Annotated in this window: 16 protein-coding genes; 5 read left to right on the forward strand and 11 right to left on the reverse strand. The window is 66.0% G+C overall.

The genetic code is table 11. The features are described 5' to 3' along the window. Positions 1 to 89: 89 nt before the first annotated feature. The 7 genes from OLX23_RS17770 to OLX23_RS17800 form a co-directional block, all read right to left on the reverse strand. Positions 90 to 1,013 carry a TIGR03619 family F420-dependent LLM class oxidoreductase gene (locus OLX23_RS17770; RefSeq protein ID WP_264446376.1) on the reverse strand — a complete coding sequence of 308 codons (924 nt, stop codon included), beginning with the start codon at positions 1,011 to 1,013 and terminating at the stop codon, positions 90 to 92. A gap of 167 nt (positions 1,014 to 1,180) precedes the next feature. Further along, a complete protein-coding gene (locus tag OLX23_RS17775; protein ID WP_264446377.1) occupies positions 1,181 to 2,398 on the reverse strand; it encodes a CaiB/BaiF CoA transferase family protein in 1,218 nt (405 codons plus the stop codon). Further along, positions 2,398 to 3,555, reverse strand: a complete 1,158-nt coding sequence (locus OLX23_RS17780; protein ID WP_264446378.1) for a CaiB/BaiF CoA transferase family protein — start codon at positions 3,553 to 3,555, stop codon at positions 2,398 to 2,400. The genes OLX23_RS17775 and OLX23_RS17780 overlap by 1 nt, the downstream gene beginning before the upstream one ends. After that, positions 3,552 to 4,592 carry an aldo/keto reductase gene (locus OLX23_RS17785; RefSeq protein ID WP_264446379.1) on the reverse strand — a complete coding sequence of 347 codons (1,041 nt, stop codon included), beginning with the start codon at positions 4,590 to 4,592 and terminating at the stop codon, positions 3,552 to 3,554. Before OLX23_RS17785 ends, OLX23_RS17780 begins: the two co-directional genes overlap by 4 nt. Further along, positions 4,592 to 5,563: an enoyl-CoA hydratase/isomerase family protein gene (locus OLX23_RS17790; protein ID WP_264446380.1), complete on the reverse strand. Its 972-nt coding sequence runs from the start codon at positions 5,561 to 5,563 to the stop codon at positions 4,592 to 4,594. The genes OLX23_RS17785 and OLX23_RS17790 overlap by 1 nt, the downstream gene beginning before the upstream one ends. A 122-nt stretch (positions 5,564 to 5,685) precedes the next feature. Continuing rightward, entirely contained in the window at positions 5,686 to 7,119 is a 1,434-nt protein-coding gene (locus OLX23_RS17795) for an aromatic ring-hydroxylating oxygenase subunit alpha (protein WP_264446381.1), read from the reverse strand. Positions 7,120 to 7,132: 13 nt separating this feature from the next. Then, complete coding sequence (locus tag OLX23_RS17800) at positions 7,133 to 8,422, reverse strand: amidohydrolase family protein (RefSeq protein WP_264446382.1); 1,290 nt, start codon at positions 8,420 to 8,422, stop codon at positions 7,133 to 7,135. 316 nt (positions 8,423 to 8,738) lie between these two features. Between OLX23_RS17800 and OLX23_RS17805 the strand changes: the two genes are divergently transcribed. The 5 genes from OLX23_RS17805 to OLX23_RS17825 all read left to right on the forward strand — a co-directional run bounded on the left by OLX23_RS17805 (position 8,739) and on the right by OLX23_RS17825 (position 15,358). After that, a complete protein-coding gene (locus OLX23_RS17805) occupies positions 8,739 to 9,074 on the forward strand; it encodes a 2Fe-2S iron-sulfur cluster-binding protein (RefSeq protein WP_319641334.1) in 336 nt (111 codons plus the stop codon). Between the two features lie 205 nt (positions 9,075 to 9,279). Beyond that, complete coding sequence (locus OLX23_RS17810; protein ID WP_264446383.1) at positions 9,280 to 10,599, forward strand: cytochrome P450; 1,320 nt, start codon at positions 9,280 to 9,282, stop codon at positions 10,597 to 10,599. Between the two features lie 232 nt (positions 10,600 to 10,831). Next, positions 10,832 to 13,150 carry a TonB-dependent receptor gene (locus OLX23_RS17815; RefSeq protein ID WP_264446384.1) on the forward strand — a complete coding sequence of 773 codons (2,319 nt, stop codon included), beginning with the start codon at positions 10,832 to 10,834 and terminating at the stop codon, positions 13,148 to 13,150. Positions 13,151 to 13,257: 107 nt separating this feature from the next. Further along, the gene (locus OLX23_RS17820; protein WP_264446385.1) at positions 13,258 to 14,295 is read left to right on the forward strand and encodes a hypothetical protein; all 1,038 of its coding nucleotides are present in this window, start codon (positions 13,258 to 13,260) and stop codon (positions 14,293 to 14,295) included. A gap of 4 nt (positions 14,296 to 14,299) precedes the next feature. Continuing rightward, the gene (locus tag OLX23_RS17825) at positions 14,300 to 15,358 is read left to right on the forward strand and encodes a hypothetical protein (protein WP_264446386.1); all 1,059 of its coding nucleotides are present in this window, start codon (positions 14,300 to 14,302) and stop codon (positions 15,356 to 15,358) included. Positions 15,359 to 15,371: 13 nt separating this feature from the next. Here OLX23_RS17825 and OLX23_RS17830 read toward each other — a convergent pair whose 3' ends face one another. From OLX23_RS17830 to OLX23_RS17845, 4 genes are all read right to left on the reverse strand, one after another. Then, a complete protein-coding gene (locus OLX23_RS17830; RefSeq protein ID WP_264446387.1) occupies positions 15,372 to 15,764 on the reverse strand; it encodes a helix-turn-helix domain-containing protein in 393 nt (130 codons plus the stop codon). 133 nt (positions 15,765 to 15,897) lie between these two features. After that, positions 15,898 to 17,214 carry a M20/M25/M40 family metallo-hydrolase gene (locus tag OLX23_RS17835; protein WP_264446388.1) on the reverse strand — a complete coding sequence of 439 codons (1,317 nt, stop codon included), beginning with the start codon at positions 17,212 to 17,214 and terminating at the stop codon, positions 15,898 to 15,900. Between the two features lie 53 nt (positions 17,215 to 17,267). Next, positions 17,268 to 18,044 (reverse strand): alpha/beta fold hydrolase, encoded by a 777-nt coding sequence (locus tag OLX23_RS17840; protein ID WP_264446389.1) that lies wholly within the window; start codon positions 18,042 to 18,044, stop codon positions 17,268 to 17,270. After that, positions 18,044 to 18,811, reverse strand: coding sequence for an SDR family NAD(P)-dependent oxidoreductase (locus OLX23_RS17845; protein ID WP_264446390.1), 768 nt, complete (start codon positions 18,809 to 18,811; stop codon positions 18,044 to 18,046). Before OLX23_RS17845 ends, OLX23_RS17840 begins: the two co-directional genes overlap by 1 nt. Between the last annotated feature and the right edge of the window lie 10 nt (positions 18,812 to 18,821).

The following is an 18,821-nucleotide window of genomic DNA, read 5'->3' on the forward strand; positions in this document are numbered from 1 at the left end:
CGCTTCCGTCCCGCAAAGTCGCAGGCCGGTCAAGCGGAGGCGGCCTGCAGGACCGCTCCCGCGCCGGAATCATCGCTTGGGCGCTGCGGTCACTTCACCGCGGGCATGATCTCCTCGGCCACCCATTGCGTGTAGTCGTAGAAGGCCTGGAGATCGTCGACGTCGGGCGTGGTGACCGAACTCATCGTCACGCCGAGATCGGCGAGCGCGCCGAGGCGGTCGACAATCCACTGCTTGTCTTGGCTCGGCTTGGCATTGGGATCGTCGAGCACGGCATGGCCTTCGCCGACGCGGCCGGTCGACATGCCGTAGAACACGTCCTCGAGCCTGCCCGCATAGTCGGGCCGCGACTTGATGAAGTCGATCTTGGCGGGAATGTCCTCGGGCTTGGTCAGGAACGGCCACCAGCCGGTGCCGTAGCGCGCGACGCGTCCGAGCACGGCGTCGGCATCGCCGCCGAACCAGATCGGGATGTGCGGCTTCTGGATCGGCTTGGGCTCGAAGGCGACGTCCTTGAACGAAACGTATTTGCCCTCGAACTCGGGATTGTCCTGGGTCCAGAGCTCGATGATCGCGCGCGTGTATTCCTCGGACATCGCGCCGCGTTCCTTGAACGGCACGCCGAGGATGTCGAATTCCTCCTGCAGCCAGCCGACCGCGAAAGTCACCGTGACGCGGCCGCTCGACAGCCAGTCCATCGTCGACAGCGCCTTGGCCGTGACGATCGGGTTCTGCAGCGGCAGGATGGCGATGCACGAGTTGACGCGCACCGTCTCGGTCGCGCCGGCGAAATAGGCCATGCCGGTATAGGCGTGGAAGTAGTGCGGTCCCGACAGGTCGACGTGAGCCTGCGGGATGATGTGGTGCTCGGGCACGGCGATCATCGCATAGCCGAGCTTCTCGGCCCATTTCGCGAGATGCGTCTGGTCGGCGCCGGTGACGGCCGCTTCCCAGGCCTTCTGCCCCATCGCCTTGAGCCGCACCATGTGCGGCATGCCGAATGCCAGTTCCATGTTCTCTCCCTCCTATCCTCCCCGGAACGGGGAGGGGGACCACCCGAAGGGTGGTGGAGGGGGCTATCGTGCGAGCGCGACCTTGCGAGGGTGCGCCCGGTCGAGAGCCCCCTCCACCACGCCGCCTGCGGCGTCGCGGTCCCCCTCCCCGTTCCGGGGAGGATGAATCAGTCGACGACCTTGCGCGCTATCAGATCGTCCAATCGCTCCTGCGACAAGCCCAGGATTTCGCGATAGACGTAATCGTTGTGCTCGCCGAGCAGCGGTGCACCGCGTTCGACCTTGGGGCCTTCGGGGCTGATCCGCCAGGACGGGCCGATGATCGGGCGGCTGCCGTTCTTGTGGTCGCTGACCATGCGATAGGCCTCGCGACCCCAGAGATAGTCGTCCGAGCAGAGGTCGATCGAGCTCATCGACTTGAACGCGGGGACCCCGGCGTGGCGCAGCTGTTCGGCCAGTTCGGCGGCGTCCTGGTGGCCCGTGAGATCGGCGATCGCCGCGTCGAGCGCATGGCGGTTATCGAGCCGCTGAGCCAAGGTGGCGAAGCGCGGATCGCTCGCCAGGTCATCCTCGCCGAGCACGGTGCAGAGCGCACGCCATTCGTCCTCGGTGCCGACGGCCAGGCTGATCCAGTCGGTCAACTGGCAGGGGTAGGCGCCGTGCGGGCACATCTCGGGATGGAAGTTGCCGTCGGGCTGCGGGACTTCGCCGGTGACGCTGTAGGAGAACAGGCTGTCGCCGAGCAGGCTGGTCATCGATTCGACCGCGGCGAGATCGATGTACTGGCCTTCGCCGGTGTTCTCGCGGTGGTGCAGCGCGGCGATGCAGGCCAGCGCGGCGCAGGCGCCCGACGAGCTGTCGCCATAGCGGATGTTCATGCCCTTGGGCGTCTCGCCCTCATGCCCGACCAGCGCGGTCAGGCCCGAAAGCGAGGCGAAGCTCGGCGCATAGCCGGTCTGATAGCCGAGCGGGCCTTCGTTGCCCCACATCTTGATCGAGCACTGGATGATGTCGGGCTTGATCTTCCTGAGGTCTTCGTAGCCGAGCGTCGAACGCTCCATCGCGCCGGGGCGGATGTTGTCGATGACGATGTCCGACTGCGCGACCATCTGCTTGACCAGATCGAGGCCCTCGGGGGTCTTCATGTTGACCTGGACCGAGAGGATCTCCTGGTTGATCGAGGTGAAATAGGGCGCGGCGTTGATGTCGACGCCGCCATAGGCGCGCATCTCGTCGAGGTTCGACATCGACTCGACCTTGATCACCTCGGCACCGAGATGGGCGAGCATCTTGCCGGCGTAGGGCCCGGCCCAGACCTTGGTGATCTCGAGCACGCGAACGCCCGAGAGCGGTCCGCCGGGGCCACGGGTTGCCGGATGGGTCATCACAGGCCCTCCACTTCGCTATCGTGCGCGCCGAGCGCGGGGGCGGGGGTGACCACGCGTACGGGGCTAGCGCTCATCTTGTAGGACACGGTCGGGTAGGAGACCGTGCCGAAGACCGGATGCTCGGCCTGCTGGAAGAAGCCGCGGTGGATGAACTGCTCGTGCTGCGGGAGGTCGGCGGCGGTGTTGACGGGCACCATGGCGACGCCGCCCTTCTGCGCGGCCTCGCTGATCGCCAGCTTTTCCTGGCCTATGATCCATTCGGAGAACTTCTCGCGGAAGCGGACGACGTTTTCCTTGGTGCAGTCGAACTCGAGCCAGTCCTCGCGGAACTCCTTGGCCCAGGCGGGATCGCCCATGAGCTTGCAGAGACCGTTCCAGTGGCCCTTGGTGGTCATGAACAGGTAGATGTGCCCGTCCTTGGCGGCGAAGGAGGTGCCCGGGCCGCCCATGTCGTAGGCCGTGCGCTCGTCGCTGGGATCGGCGTCGCCGGCGACCATGCGATCGAGCACGCAGTCGATGCGGTTCAATTGCACTTCGACCTCGGACAGGTCGATGAACTGGCCTTTGCCGGTCTTGCGCTGGCGATGGAGCGAGGCGAGCGTCGCCATGGCCGCGTCGATCGCGCTTTCGTAGTCGGGCAGGAAGCGGCCGGCGCCTTTCAGCGGCGGCTTCTCGTGCGGCATCTCGCTGGGCGAGTGATAGGCCCAGCCGCCGGCGTTGATGACGTTGATCGAACGCGCGTTCTGCCATTCGGCGGGGGCGCCCTGGCCGAACGGCGTGATCGCGCAGTGGACCAGGTGCGGATGGGCCTGGGCGACTTCGGCAGCGGTCAGGCCGTGCCTGGCGCCCCAGGCTTCGTCGTGATCGTCGATCAGCCCGTTGGCCTTCGCCAGCAGCTTGTCGAGCGTGGCGCGGTCCGCAGGCTGCGTCAGGTCGAGCACGACCGACTTCTTGTTGGTGTTGAGGAAGGCGAACAGCGCGGATTCGCCGTTCTTGAACGGCCCCATGCGCCGTGTCGGCGCGCCGCCCGGGCGCTCGACCTTGATCACCGTCGCGCCGAAGTCGGACAGCAGCTTGCCGGTGTTCTCGCCGGCCGGACGCTCGGCGATCTCGATCAGGGTGATGCCGGCGAGGGCGCCGGGACTATCAGTCATTTGCGGTGTGCTCCCAGCCGCTTGCGGACGAGGCCGTCGATCTCGACCCAGTCCGAGCTCGGATAGATCGGCGTGTTGCGCGTCGCCTCGTCGAGCCGCTTCAGATCCTCTTCGTCGAGCACGACGTCGACCGCGCCGAGGTTGTCCTCGAGCTGATGGGTCTTGGTCGCGCCGAGCAGGACGCTGTCGACCTGCGGCCGCGTCAGCAGCCAGGCGATCGCCAGTTGCGCCATCGAGCAGCCCTTGGCCTTGGCGATCTCCTCGAGGATCGGCAGTAGCGCGAAGGCCTGGTCGCGGTCGAACTTCAGCCAGTCGAAATTGGCGAAGCGGTTGTCGTCCTTCTGCATGTCCTCGGCGGTGTATTTGCCCGCGAGGAAACCGTAGGCGAGGGGGCTCCACACGGTCATGCCGAGCCCGAAGTGCTTCATCATCGCCGTGGTGTCGCGCTCGACGTCGCGGCCCAGCAGCGAATAGTACATCTGGCCGTGGCTGAACCGCGCGAGGCCCCTGGCCTTCTGCTCGGCCACCGCATTGGCCACTTCCCAGGCCGGCCAGTTCGAATAGCCGATGTAGCGGACCTTGCCGGCCTTCACGACCGCGTCGAGCGCTTCGAGCGTCTCGTCGAGCGGTGTGAAGACGTCGGTCTTGTGGACGATGTAGTAGTCGATCCAGTCGGTGCCGAGCCGCTTGAGGCTCTGGTCGACCGACCACAGGATGTGCCGGCGCGAAAGGCCCGAATGCAGCAGCTCGCGATTGCCCGCGCCGCGGTTGCCGACCTTGGTCGACAGTACCACGCGATCGCGATGCGGCTTGAGCGCGGCGCCGAGCAGCTCCTCCGACTGGCCGCTGGCATAGACGTCGGCAGTGTCGAAGTAGTTGATGCCGGCGTCGAGCGCCTTGCCGACGAGTTCGTCCGCGAGCTCGGGACCGACCTTGTAGAAGGCGCCGAGCGACTTGTCGCCCTGGGTGAACGTGGATCCACCCAGGGCGAGACGCGAGACGATCAGGCCCGTCGAACCGAGCTGCGTGTACTGCATCAGGGCTTCGCGCGTCCGCCGAAGCTCAGGCGCCAATCGGGCGGGAAGCGCAGGTCGTTGTCCTTGACCGAGTTGGCCAGGCCCTTTTCCATGACGTCGTCGCCAAGGCCCTGGTCCATGCCGCCGGCGTCGTCGGTCATGATCGGCTTGAGGCCTTCGAGGAAGCCGGTCAGCAGCGAGCCCATGTATTCGCCGCGGTATTGCTTGTAGATCTCGAAGAAGGTCTTCTGCGCGACGACGGTGTCGTTCGGACGCGTCATTGAGCACGACAGCGCGTACTTCATCGTCTCTTCCTCGAGCTGTTCGCGCGGGACGACCGAGTTGATGAAATTGCTGTCGTACATCTGCTGGGCGGTGAAGGGGCGGCCGGTGAAGACCATCTCCATGAACTTGCGCACGCCCATCATCTCGCACCAGGTCCACATACGCGGGCCCCAGCCGACGTAGCGGAAGGCGGCGTGGCCGAACAATGCGTCGTCCGACGAGACGACGATGTCGGCGTCACCGGCGAGGTAGAAGTGCCAGCCGTAGTTGTAGCCCTTGCACTGCAGGATCGAGATCTTCTTGAAGTTCTGCAGCGAGCGGCAGCCGAAGCTGTCGTCGGCATAGAGGTTGGTGATCGAGCCGAGGAAGCGGTACGAACCCGCCGGCGGATACTTGACCGAGCCGTCCTCGGGAATCTTGAACTCGTGGAGCAGCGAGGTGCCCGGCTGCGGGTTGAGCATGCCGTCCTGTTCCTCGAGATCGGCGCCCGAGCCCAGGTGCTTGCCTTCGCCCTTGATGACGAGGACCTTGACGTCGTCGTCGATGTTGGCGCGGTGAACCAGTTCGGCGAAGCGCAGGCGCGCCGCGATCGTCGGCGCGTTGAGCGCGTCGGGGCGGTTCAGCGTGATCGTCGCGATCTTGGTCTTCGGGTCCTTCGAATAGAGGACCAGTTCCTCGGCCGGCGGGCGGCGCAGGGTTGCACGCATGGAAATCTCTCCCGGTTGGCGGATGGCAAGGGGGCGCCGTCCGCATGTTTTGGTTCTTTGCGCAGTTCGGGCGCGCCCACCAAGGACGCGCCCGCAATTTCATCGACTAAGCGTGCGGCACATCAGCAGTCGCGCTGGAGCTTGTCCCAGTTCGGCAGCTTGGGGCCCATCGCCATGTACTTGTCGATCGTCTTCTCGAAGTGGCGGATGCGGATTTCCTGATAGTCGCCGAGCGTGATGCCGGGCTTGGAGCTGGCTTCCAGGCCTTCCTGCTGGGCGTAGAGGTTGTCCGTGTCCTGATCGAGGATGTGGCCGAAGCCCGGATCCATGCCCTTCGCCTCGGAGAACGACTGGTGATCCTGTAGGATCTCGACCTCGGCGGTCTCGACCTCGGTGCCGTCCTTGGGACGCGGGCGCATGAACATCACTTCGTAGATCGTGCGGCGATGGTCGCGCGCGTCGGGGCGGAAGCGATAGATCATCGGCAGCGAGATGCCCGGGAACAGGAACAGGTTCGGGAAGAACGTGTAGCTGTAGGTGTCGAGCAGTTCGGTGTCCGAGACGTGGCTGAGATCGGTCTTGGTCGCGGTCTCGAACATGTTGCGGAACATGTCGGCCATGACCTGGCGCGCGCGCTCGCCTTCCTTGAGCTGCGGCTTCTGCCCGCCCATCGACGAGCTGTCACCCATGGTGAAGTTCTCGACGATGTCCTGCTCGGAATACTTGCCGTAGAGCTTGGGGCTGACCACGCCGAGCGTCGAGATGAAGCGGTCGACGTGATCCTCGTACCAGTCGTACTGCGAATTGACGTCGCCGTTGGCGGGCGCAACCTGCGGGTGCGTGTCGCCGACGTGATAGGCCTCCATGAAGGCTTCCATCGTCAGCTTCCAGTTGGCCGGGTAGCTCTTCTGGACGTGCAGGTAGATGTAGCGGTCCTCGAGCTTCCAGGCCTTCATGTGCTCCATGATTTCCTTGCCGAGATAGTCGGTCAGGCTCGGCGCGTCGGGATCCATGTTGATCCAGACGAAGCCGCCCAGCCGCTCGACGCGGGCTTCGGGCAGGCACATCTTGCGGCCCTCGGTGTGGCTGAAGTCCCACTTCTCGGGGATTTCCTTGAGGCTGCCGTCGAGGTTCCAGGTCCAGCCGTGGAACGGGCACTTGAGGTTGTTCGAGAAGCCCGTGGTGCCCGAGGGCTTGAGCTTGGTACCGCGATGCAGGCACGAGTTGAAATGAGCCTGAATCTGGTCCTCGCCGCTGCGCGTGACGACGAAGGAATAGGGCCCGAGATCGTAGACGTAGTAGTCGCCGACGTCGGGGATGTGCTCCTCGCGGCAGGCCATCTGCCAGGTGCGCGTCCACATGCGGTCGAACTCGCCCTGGGCGAATTCGGCGGTGGTGTAGCGTTCCTTCGAGACGTCCTCGCTGCCGAGGTATTCGTAGCTCTCGCTGGCGGCCCAGGCAGGGGCGGCGACCTTGTCGCGCGCGATGATCTCCTGCGTGGTCTCGGCCGGGCACCGGGCCTCACCGGGCTTCAGCTTGCCGGTTTCGACGTTCATTAGGCGTGACTCCTTATTCCGCGGCTTCGAGCGCGGGGGAATGGTGGGATTGGTTGAGTGCGGGCGAGATCCGCTGGATCGCGCCATCCTTCATCACGAGCGCAATGCGCCCATGGTCCGTCAGGAGTGACACGTCGGCCAGCACGTCGCCATTGACCAGGATCAAATCGGCGAGCTTTCCGGCTTCCAGAGTGCCGAGGCTGTCGCCGTCCATCATCGCGCGGCCGCCGTTGCGGGTCGCGCAGATCAGCGCTTCCTCGGCCGAGTAGCCGTAGTATTTCATGAACAGGGCGATGTCCTTCGCCTGCTCACCCTGCTTCGACCAGCCGAAGCCGTAGTCGCCGCCGATCAGGTGGCGAATGCCGCGCTTGCGCAGTTCGGTGTGGGTCCGGGCCGAGTTTTCGAGCAGCTCGCCGATGCCCATGTAGCCGCCGATCTCGGCCGAAAGGCCATTGCCCGCGGCTTCGCCGGTCATGATCTGGTGGAGCAGGCCGACCGTGGGCGAGACGAAGATGCGATCCTTCGCCTCTTCCATCAGGTCGAGCATTTCCTCGTCGGAGAACTCGCAGTGGAACAGGCCGTCGACGCCGGCGCGGACGCAGTGCTTCGAGCCTTCGACCGAGCGCGTGTGCGCGTTGATCTTGCGGCCGAGGCCGTGGGCGGTGTCGGCCGCGACCTTGATCTCCTCGAAGGTCATCGGTGTGCAGGCACCGGGGGTCGAGGGGTAGAAGGGGTCGCCCGAGACGTCGAGCTTGATGTTGTCGATGCCCTCGCGGATCTGGAAGCGCACGGCCTTGCGCATTTCCTCGACGCCGTCGACGATCTGCGACGGGCCGCCGGGGCGCAGATCGTGCTCCTTGCTCTCGTCGCCCATCGCACCGGTGACGCTGAGCTCGAGTCCGCCGGCGCGGATGCGCGGGCCGGGCAGGCGGCCGGCGTTGACCTCGTTGCGCACCGCGACGGCGAGGCGCAGCTTGGCCTCGGAGGCGCCGTAGGAGCTGGTGAAGCCCATCTCGATCAGCGCCTTGGCGCCGCGCGCGGCGGTGAAGACCTGTTCCTCGGGCGTGGGCGTGATCAGGTTCTCGGTGGCGCAGACGCCCTCGAACGAGAGGTGCGCGTGGCCCTCGGTCATGCCGGGCATGCAGAACATGCCGGTCGCGTCGATCTCGCTATCGGCCTGCGCGCTCGCGGCGGCGGCGCCGACCGCGGAAATCTTGTTGCCGTCGACCAGCAGGTTGCCCTGGAACGGCTTCGCGCCGGTCGCGTCGAAAATCGTGGCGTTGCGGATAAGTGTCGTGGCCACTGGCCTCTCCTCGTCGCGGCGCCCCGGGAGCCCTAAGGCGCTGCAAATTTGCTGTTCTGTCCAATAGGCTCAGAGCAGACTACGCCAAATGACTGGTAGGGCAGAAGCGGTTTTCCATGGCGGTGGCCAATCGATCACATCGGTCATCGGCAAATTGACAAGGGGGTGGCTGCTGCTAAGAATTTGGTCAGCAAGCAAGATTTGAAGGGTGCGCCCGCAGTCAACTGACGCCGCTTGCAGGAGCCTTTGCGTCGTGGCCGTTTCTTGGGCATGGGGAGCAATGATTCCGCGGGGCGGATCTAGGAGGGTTGTCGAAGTGGGTAATCTCAAGGTCACGATGACGGACGTCAACGGCGTCTCCAAGACGTTCGATGGGGTCGAGGAAGGCACCAGCCTGATGGAGCTGGGCAAGCAGAACGACGTCGCCGGCATCATGGGCGACTGCGGCGGCGGCTGCGCCTGCGCCACCTGCCACGTTTATGTGAACGGCGACTGGTTCGCCAAGGTCGGCGAGCCCGACGACATCGAGTTCGCCATGCTCGACATGGTCGCGGACGTGATGAAGGAAAACAGCCGTCTGGGCTGCCAGATCAAGATGTCGCCCGAGCTCGACGGCCTCGAGGTCACGGTCGCACCGGCTTCCAGCTACTGACGTATTGGCCGGCCCGTTCGGCGGGTCGGCCTCCGCATCGCTCGGGCGCTGAGCGATGCCTTACCTCTTGAGACAAGCCGCGCTTCGAAGATGGGCATGGCTTATCCGCGCGCCGGTTTCCATGATATATGCTGAACCCGAGCAAGGCCGGTCTTTCCGGCCTCGCTGCGCATTGAAACCAGATTTTGGCGAGTAGGATAGGCCCATGGCGACGCAGACGACGGACACCCCAGTTTCGGAGCGGCTGCCGCTGTCGGCCGAGGAGCAGCGCCTGCTCGACGAAGGCACGCTCAAGGATCACGGCATCCAGGCGCATCCGCGCGACTTCTACCGCGCCATGCGCAAGGGGCAGCCGATCTATCACGACAAGGGCCTGAATTCCTGGCTGGTCACGCGCCACGAGGACATCTGGGCGGTCCAGTCTGACCCGGTCACCTTCTCGGTCCAGCACGGCTACCACGAGCAGCAGGCACGCGGCATGCAGGACGAGTTCCGCGCCTATCTCAAGGAGCACGGCGGCGGCTACTTCCCCGACGCGATCATGTCGGACCCGCCGTACCACACGCGCATCCGCAAGCTGATGGAGCGCGCCTTCACCGCGCACCGCGTCAAGGAGCTCGAGCCGCGCCTGCACGCGATCGTCCGCGATCTCGTCGCCGAATTCGCCGACAAGGGTTCGTGCGATGCCGTGCGCGACATCTCGCAGCCGCTGACCATCCGCGTCATCGTCGAGCAGATGGGTCTTGACCACGGCATGGAAGACAAGATCGTCGAATGGTCGATGGCCGTCACCGCGCAGATCGGCGCGATGCAGAGCCGCGAGACGATGCTGGCCAACGCCGCCAAGATCGCCGAGCTCCAGCAGTACCTGATCGGCAAGATGAAGGAGCGCGAGGCCGAGCCGCGCGAGGACATGATCTCCGACATCGTCCATGCCGAGGTCACCAATGCCGATGGCACGGTCGAGAAGCTGACCTTTGAGGAAGCCGTCTCGCTGATCCGCGCGATGGTCATCGCCGGTAACGACACCACCGCGACCGCGATCGGCAACCTGTTCTACGTGCTCGCAACCAAGCCGGGCATGATGGAAACGCTGCTCGAAGTCGCCGAGGACGAGCGCAAGATGAACCGCTTTGTCGAGGAACATCTGCGCAACGAGCCGCCGGTGCGTGCGCTCTCGCGCATGGCGGTCAAGGATGCCGTGGTGAACGGCACGACGATCCCGGCCGGCTCGCACATGCTGCTGGTCTACGATTCGGGCAACGACGACGAGACCGTGTTCCCCGAGCCGCGCAAGTTCGACATGACCCGCCCGAACCTGGGTCGTCACGTCGGTTTCGGCGGCGGTCCGCACCGCTGCGTCGGCATCGCGCTGGCGCGCATGGAGGTCAAGCTCGCCGCGCAGGAAGTCGCGCGCCAGCTCAAGAACATCAAGCTCGCGATCCCCGAGAGCGAGATCACCTATCTGCCGACCGTGGCCACGCACACCATCGAGTCGCTGCCGATCACCTACGACAAGCGGTGATCCGGCTCGGCGGGAGGCGTGCCGGCATGCCTCCCGCTGCGAGTGTTGCGCAAATGCTGCGGTGGCGTGTCGAAATCGCCCCGGCGGGCAAAACGCGCGTGACACCAGTGTTCCAAATGAATCAATAGAGCTTCAATAACCGAGAGTGCCGGCGCGCTCTCGGATAATAATATTTGTGCCGCTGTTCGATAGAAGAAGATTTTGCGCCCGAGCGTGAAATGAGGAGGAAATTATGAGGAAGTTGATCGTCGCCGGCCTTATGGCCGGGGTCTCGGTGCCGTTCGCGCCGGCCTATGCTCAAGACAGTGCCGATACGAACGCCAGTGGTGACGAGATCATCGTTACCGCCCGCCGTCGCGAGGAAAGTCTGTCGAAGGTGCCGATCGCGATCACCGCGATCTCGGGCGCGGACCTCGCCAAGCGCGCGATCAACAACGAGAACGACCTGCAGTCGGCCGTGCCAGGCCTCGTCATCCGCCAGAACGGCGGTGTCCATTCGTTCAACTACTCGATCCGCGGCCAGAGCGTCGACACCTTCACCAACTCGCCGCCGAGCGTGCTGCCCTATGTCAACGAGGTGCAGATCGTCACGCACAACGCCTCGACCTTCTATGACATGGGCGGCATCCAGGTGCTCAAGGGCCCGCAGGGCACGCTGTTCGGCCGCAACGCCACCGGCGGCGCCGTGCTCTACCAGACCGCCAAGCCCACGGACGAGTTCGGCGGCTACGTCCAGGGCCGTTATGGCTCCTACGACGCGCGCAACGTCCAAGGCGCGGTCAACCTGCCGCTCGGCGAGATCGGCGCGCTGCGCGTGGCCGGCAGCTGGACCGGCGGCGGCGCCTTCGTGCGCGACTACTTCACCGGCGAGAAGTACGGCGATCTCGATCAGAAGTCGGTCCGCGCCTCGCTCAAGCTGACGCCGACCGCGGGCCTGACCAACACCACCGTGTTCCAGTACACCGACGAGGACGGCACCAACACGCCGTACCAGCTGTGGTCGGTCAATCCGGTTAACTGCGCGAACCCGGCCAACGGCACGGCGGCCTACTGCCTGCTCAACCCGGCGACGAGCCCGGGCCTGGTTGCCTATCTGGCGACCCATCCGGCGGTGTTCCAGGGCGGCCTCAACGCCGCGGTCGCGCTGCAGCGTCAGCTCGGCCCCTGGGAGTCGCTGGCGTCCTATCCGCCCTATCACAAGGCCAGCAACACCTACGTCATCAACACCACCGAGTTCGAGCTGAGCTCGGACCTGACGCTCAAGAACATCTTCGGCTACAACCGCGCCAAGTCGGACGACGGTTACGACTACGACGGCTCGCCCTATCACTTCTTCGAGACCCAGGGCACGCTGACCGCGAACGAGGTCAAGGTCGTCCCGACCAACGGCTTCCGCCTGAACACGCGCCAGATCTCGGACGAGCTCCAGCTCCAGGGCAAGGCGATCGATGGCCGGCTCGATTACGTGGTGGGCTTCTACTACCTCAACCAGCGTGACCGGATTGTCTCGAACCTGACCTTCGGCCAGCCGATCTTCGCAGCGCCCTTCGCCTATACCGCGCAGATCTCGACCGAGTCGGTCGCGGGCTTCGCCCAGGCCTCGTTCAAGGTCACCGACCAGTTCAGCCTGACCGGCGGCTTCCGCTACACCCACGACAAGACCGAGATCTTCCAGCTGCCGGGTTCGGCCTTCCTGCCGTTCTTCCCGGGCACCGAGAAGACATCGGCCAGCAAGCCGAGCTGGACCGTCAGCCTCGACTATCAGGTCACGCCCGAACTGCTGGTCTACGTCGCGCATCGCGGTTCGTGGCGCGCGGGCGGCTACAACTACTCGGTCACGCCGCTCAACGTCACCGCGGCCAGCGGCGGCAACCTGTTCCTGCCCGAGACCACGCAGGACATCGAGGGCGGCATCAAGTATTCGGGCAACAGCCTGGGCGTGCCGGTGACCTTCAACGCCGACGTGTTCAACCAGTGGGTCAAGAACATCCAGCGCTCGGCCTATATCCTCACCGCGAACGGCGTCTCGCTGCTGACGGTCAACGTGCCCAAGGCGCAGATCACCGGCTTCGAATTCGACTTCTCGGTGCGGCCGACCGAGTACCTGCAGTTCGGCGCCTCGGGCAACTACACCAATGCCCGCTACACCAGCAACGCGGTGTCGATCCTGGGTTCGACGATCAACTACGGTCCCTTCGCCGACGTGCCGAAGTGGAGCGGCACGGTCTTCGCCGAGGTCGGCGTGCCGCTGGGCGATGCCGGCAAGCTGACCCTGCGCGGCGACGCCTATGGCCAGACCAAGATGAACTTCTCCAACGTCGGCGACACGGTGAACCCGAACACGACCCTGCCGGGCTATGCGCTGTTCAACGCGCGGCTGACCTGGTCGGAGATCATGGGCTCGAAGCTCTCGGCCTCGGCCTTCGTGCGCAACCTCGGCAACCGTCGCTACTGGTCGGGCGGCAACGCCGCATCGAACGGTGGCAACACCAACGTCGTCAACCCCGGCCTGCCGCGGATGTGGGGCGGGGAGCTCCGCTACGAGTTCTGATAGTGAACACTATCGCCACGGCGTAGTAACTCACGCTTGAACGGGGCCGCGCAACCGCCATGGTTGCGCGGCCTTTTCATTATAACGACTCCAGAGGAGCGCAGAGGATGGACGAAGCGGCGTGGCGCGGCGGTTTGGCCGAGCATTACGACTACATGCTCACCGAGAAGCCCGAGGATCCGAACATGCGCGAAAGCGCCTCGGTCTGGATCTTCGAGGAGAACGGTGAGTTCGCATTCCCGCGCAACGGGCTCGAGGCGATCGGCTCGGTCTGGGAGAACCACCGCTACGATTGCAACTTCGCTTTCGCCGATGGCCGCGCGCTGTTCGAAAGCAAGTTCGACGGTGCCAGCCATTCGCCGATCGGGCCTGACGGGCGCGCGACGATCCTGGGGTCGGGCGGGCTGCAGTTCGAATGCGTCGAACCCTACAAGCGCTGGAAGGTTCGCTACGAAGGCACGCCGATCGACACGACCTCGGCCGACATCGCCGCGGGCACGGTCGACCGCGAGCGGACGACGCCGCTGCGCTACGAGGTCGACCTGACGATGGTGGCGCCGGCCTGGGTGCAGGACAACACGCCCGAGGCGCTGGCGCGGATGAGCGAACGCGAACGCACCGATGCCGGCCTGATGGGCTTCGGCTATCGCATGGAGCAGCTGTTCCGCGGCGAGGGCACGCTGTGGCTCGACGGCAAGGAGCGCAAGTTCAAGGCCGTCGGCAACCGCATCCATCGCCAGTCGGTGCGTCCGCTCGAGGCCTTCCGCGGCCACTGCTGGCAGGCCGCGGTCTTCCCCGACGGCCGCGCTTTCGGCTACATCGCATATCCGCCGGCCGAGGATGGATCGACCTATAACGAGGGCTACGTCTATCAGGACGGCAAATGGTATCCGGCCACGGCGACGACGATCCCCTGGCTCAGCGATCTCGATCCCACGGGCGGCAACACTTCGCTCGAACTGCAGTCCGAACTCGGCATCACGCGCATCGAGGGCGCGGGCTGCCTCAACACCTTCAAGGTCGGTAGCGAGGGCGAACTCGCCGGTTTTGCGCTGAACCAGGGCGGCACCAAGTATACCTGGGACGGCCAGACCGCCTACGGGATGATCGAAAGATCGACCTGGCTCAACAAAGTCGGGAGCTGATCCGATGAAGGCCATGCCGCAGGACTGGGCCGGCGGGCTCGAGCCCGAACTCGATGGGCAGATCCTGCCCGGACGCCCCGAAGACCCCGAGATGCGCGAGAGCGCGTCGATCTGGCTGTTCGAGGAGAACGGGGCCTTCGCCTTCCCGCGCATCGGCCTCGAAGCGCAAGGCGCGGTCTGGGACCGGCACCGCTACGACGGCAACTTCGCCTTTCCCGACGGCCGCATCCTGCGGCTGAGCAAGCGCGCGCCGACCCTGCCTTCGGACACGGGCGTGCTCGGCGCCGGCGGGCTGCGCTTCGAATGTCTCGAGCCGTTCCGCAAGTGGCGCGTGCGGCTCGACGACGAGGCCTATGACAGCCGCGTCGAGGAGCAGATCGCCGGCCGCTTCCGCGTCTTTGCCGACAGCGAGGTCGATCCCGCGCTGCGCAAGGTGCCGGTCAAGTTCGAGGTCGAGATCGAGATGGCGACGCCGGGCTGGACCCAGGATCTGCGTCCCGACAAGCTTGTCGGCATGACCGAGGCCGAGCGCACCGACGCCGGCCTGATGGGCTTCGGCTGGCGGGTCGAGCACACCTATCGCGGCGAGGGCGAGTTCACCGTCGATGGCGAGACGCGCTCTTTCCGTGCGGTCGGCAATCGCATCCACCGCCAGTCGGTGCGGCCGATGGGCGCCTTCCGCGGCCACTGCTGGCAGGCCGCGGTGTTCCCCGACGGCCGCGCCTTCGGCTACTGCGCCTATCCCCCGCGCGAGGACGGCAGCACCTACAACGAGGGTTACATCTATCAGGACGGCCGCATGTATGCGGCGCGGGCAACCAAGGTGCCGTTCCTGCGCAACGTCATGCCGCGCGGCGACGACGTCTCGCTCGAACTCGAATCCGAGCTCGGCATCACGCGGATCGAGGGCGTGACCACCTTGGGCACCTTCCACGTCGGCAATCCCGGGGTGAACGGCATGACCAACAACCAGGGCGGTGCGCGCTATACCTGGGACGGGCAGTCGACCTACGGGATGATCGAAAGGTCCTCGCCGGCGGAGCTGTGCAAGATCGTCGTGTGATCCGCGGCGGCGCTCACGCCTTGGCCTGCGCGGCGATGCCGAACTCCTCCATCTTGCGATAGACGGTCGAGCGGCCGATCTTCAGCCGTCGTGCGACTTCGCTGATCTGGCCTTTGTAGCGGCCCACCGCGATGCGGATGATCTCGGCCTCGATCTCCTCGAACGGCCGCATGTGCCCGTCATCGGCGAAGAGCGCGAGGATCGCTTCCTTGCCGGCGACGCTGCAATGGCAGGCATCCGCCTGGGGCACGCAGATCGTGGCGATGCGTTCGGCCAGGTCGTCGAGGAAGGGCGATGGTTCGGCGTGGCGGTACTCCGGCCGCGAGAAATCGTCCGGCGCCTCGTATGACCAGGACTCGTCCGCATGGGACACGTCCATCACATAGGCTTCTGCGCTCCTGACCACGATTGGCTCCCTTTGTTGGCGGGCCTTCGTTGGCCTGCAGGAACCTTCTCGCCGGACTCGCTGTCCCAGTCTGTGACATTGGCCACACTTTGAATAATTTAGCTTTTACCATGTTGGGGTGGCCTCGCGGGGCTCACCGGCGCGGGGCAGGGGCCTCGATCGCGGCTCTTCCCGCGAAAGTGACCAGGCTTTCGGCACCGTCGCGGCCCACCGCGGCGACGCCGAAGAACGTGTCGTCGACCGGCTTGTTCGTAAGCACGACCTTGGTCGCGCCCTCGACGACTTGCGAGCCGGTCCAGTCGCGCGCTTCCTGCTCGCGCCAGCGCACGACGTAGCGGACCGCGCCGGGCACGGGCGCCCAGGCGAGCGTCGTGTCGCGGCTGAGCGCGCCCGCGGCCTGGACGCGCGCCGGGGCGGCCGGCGCCTTCGCCAGCCGCGCGAGCGTGGCCATGTTGATCGCGGTGACCTTGGCCAGATAGTCGAAGTCGACGCCTTCCACCGTATCGCCATAGGCGCGGCCGTTCTCGGTGCGCACGTATTGGTGCTGGCGATCCCAGTTCTCGGCGCCGACGGTGAAGCGCACCGCGGGATAGCCGAGCGCGAGGAACGGCTCGTGATCGCCGCCGCGGCCGAAGCGATCGGGCCGCCGCGCGACGACCACGTCGAGCCCGCCGGGCAGGGCTTCCGCTATATGGTCGACCGCCTTGGCCAGCGCGCGGCTGGGGCCGTCGTCCTCGCTGCCGTCGCCGCGGCGCTGTTGCGCTTCGATCAGGCTCTCGGCCTTGGCGACGCCTTCCGAGAACACCCGCACGCGATCGCCCGCGGCGACGCCGCCCTGGCCGATCGAATTGCCGACGATGTCGTTGTTCAGCATGGCATCGACCTGCCAGCCGCGCGCCTTGGCGGTGTCGGCCAGCAGCGTACCGCCCCACAGGCCCTGCTCCTCGCCCGAGAACACGGCGTAGACGATCGTCGCCTCGAAGCGCTGCTTCGACAGGATCCGCGCCGCCTCAAGCACGAGTGCCACGCCCGAGGCATCGTCGTTGGCGCCCGGCGCGTCGGCCTTGGAATCCATCACGTCGCCCGCCATCGAATCGATGTGTGCGCCGACGATGACGTAGCGGTTGGGATCGGTGCCGCGCTGCACGCCGAGCACGTTCTCGACCACGACCCCGTCGGGCGCGCGCGGGCCGACGAAGCGCCGCGCTATCCGTTCGACCGTCAGGCATTGCCCGCAGGCCTTGCCGATCCGCGTGAATTCCGCCGCCGCCCAGTCGCGCGCGGCGCCGATGCCGCGCTTGGGATCGGTGGTGGTCGACAGCGTATGCCGGGTGCCGAAGCCGACGAGCCTGGTGACGTCGGCGCGTAGCCGCTCGGGCGAGGGGCGTTCCTGCGCGGCAACGGGGACGGCGGTGAGGGTGAGCAGGGCGGGGAGGAGAAGGGCGCGCATGGGGAGGCTCCGGCTGGGCTGAATGGCCATCTTGCCCAGTCCGCGCCGGGACGTCATCCCAGGATTGCGGTCGCAACCTCTTGGGGGCGTTCGATGTGCAGCATATGCCCCGCGCCGGCGAAGTCGATCCGCCTGACCTGGGGTGCCGCACCTGCGATCACGTCGGCGATCAGGCGCATGTCGGCGACGTCGTGTTCGCCGGTGAGCAGCAGCGTGGGCATGGCGAGCGTGTGGAGTCGATCCACGTCGGGCAGTTCCATCCGCTGCGGATCGCGGATCCATTGGCGGCCGTGATAGGAGTCGATGGCGTGGCGCAGGTCGTCCGCGGCTTCGCTCTCGCGCACCACCGCGAACATCGGATGCTGGAACCAGCGTTCGTGGGCGAGCGCCAGGTCGCCGTCGCGCGCGGCGCGCGACACGTCGCGCCACAGGCCTCTCCACTCGGCCGACCATTCCCAGCCGACGATGGCGGGGCTGATCAGGATCAGGCGCGAGACCCGGTCGGGATGGCTGAGCGCGAAGTTGAGCGCGACACCGCCGCCCATCGACAGTCCGAGCACGGTGGCGCGGTCGATGCCGAGGGTGTCGAACAGGGCGAGGAGATCGTCGCTATGCGAATATTCGCGATCGTCGCTGTCCGACAGGCCGAAGCCGCGCAGGTCGTAACGGAGGATCGGATAGTCGGCGGGCAGGGCTTGTATCAGGCGATCCCAGTCGCCGCGTTCGCCGGCCATGCCGTGGAGCAGGACGAGCGGCGGTGCTTCCGCACCGCGCCGCTCGCCTGCCAGGGTGGCGCCTTCGACGTCGACCGTGAAGGCGCCCGAGGCCATCAGGCCGACCCCATGTAGCGGCCGCCGTTCACGCTGATCGTCTGGCCGGTCATGTAGCCACCCTCGTCCGAGGCGAGGAAGGCCGCGGCGGCGGCGATGTCCTCGCCCGTGCCGATACGGCCCACGGGGAGCGCCTTGCCATAGGCTTCGACGCGGCCCGGTTCCTGCATGATCTCGGCGCTGCGCAGCATCGGCGTGTCGATCGAGCCCGGCGGGATCATGTTGGCGGTGATGCCGTGCTCGCCCAGTGCCATGGCCAGGCACTTGGTGAAGCCGAGCAGCGCGCCCTTCGAACTGGTGTAGTGCGTCTGCAGAGCCGAACCCGACTGCACCGACGACGAGGTGATGTTGATGATCCGGCCCCACTTGGCCTCGATCATGTCGGGCACGCATTCCTGAGTGACCAGGAACGGACCGATCGTGTTGACGCGCAGCACCTTCTCGAGCAGCGCCAGGTCGATCTCGAGGAACGGCGTGAACGGCGCGATGCCGGCATTGTTGATCAGGATCGCGATCTTGCCGAGTTCGGCGCGGGTCTGTGCGGCCGCGGCCTTGATCGCCGCCGGGTCCGAACAGTCGGCGGTGATGGCGATGGCCGTGCCGCCGGCGTCGCGCACCATCTTGGCGGTCTCTTCGGCGCCTTCGCCGTTGATGTCCCAGATCGCGATCTTCGCGCTGTCTTCGGCCAGACGCAGCGCCATCGAGCGGCCCATGCCCGAACCCGCGCCCGTGATGACCGCGACGCGGCCGTTCAGTGATCTCGTCATCTTGATGCTC

This window comes from Novosphingobium sp. JCM 18896 (assembly GCF_025938095.1).
GTDB lineage: Bacteria > Pseudomonadota > Alphaproteobacteria > Sphingomonadales > Sphingomonadaceae > Novosphingobium.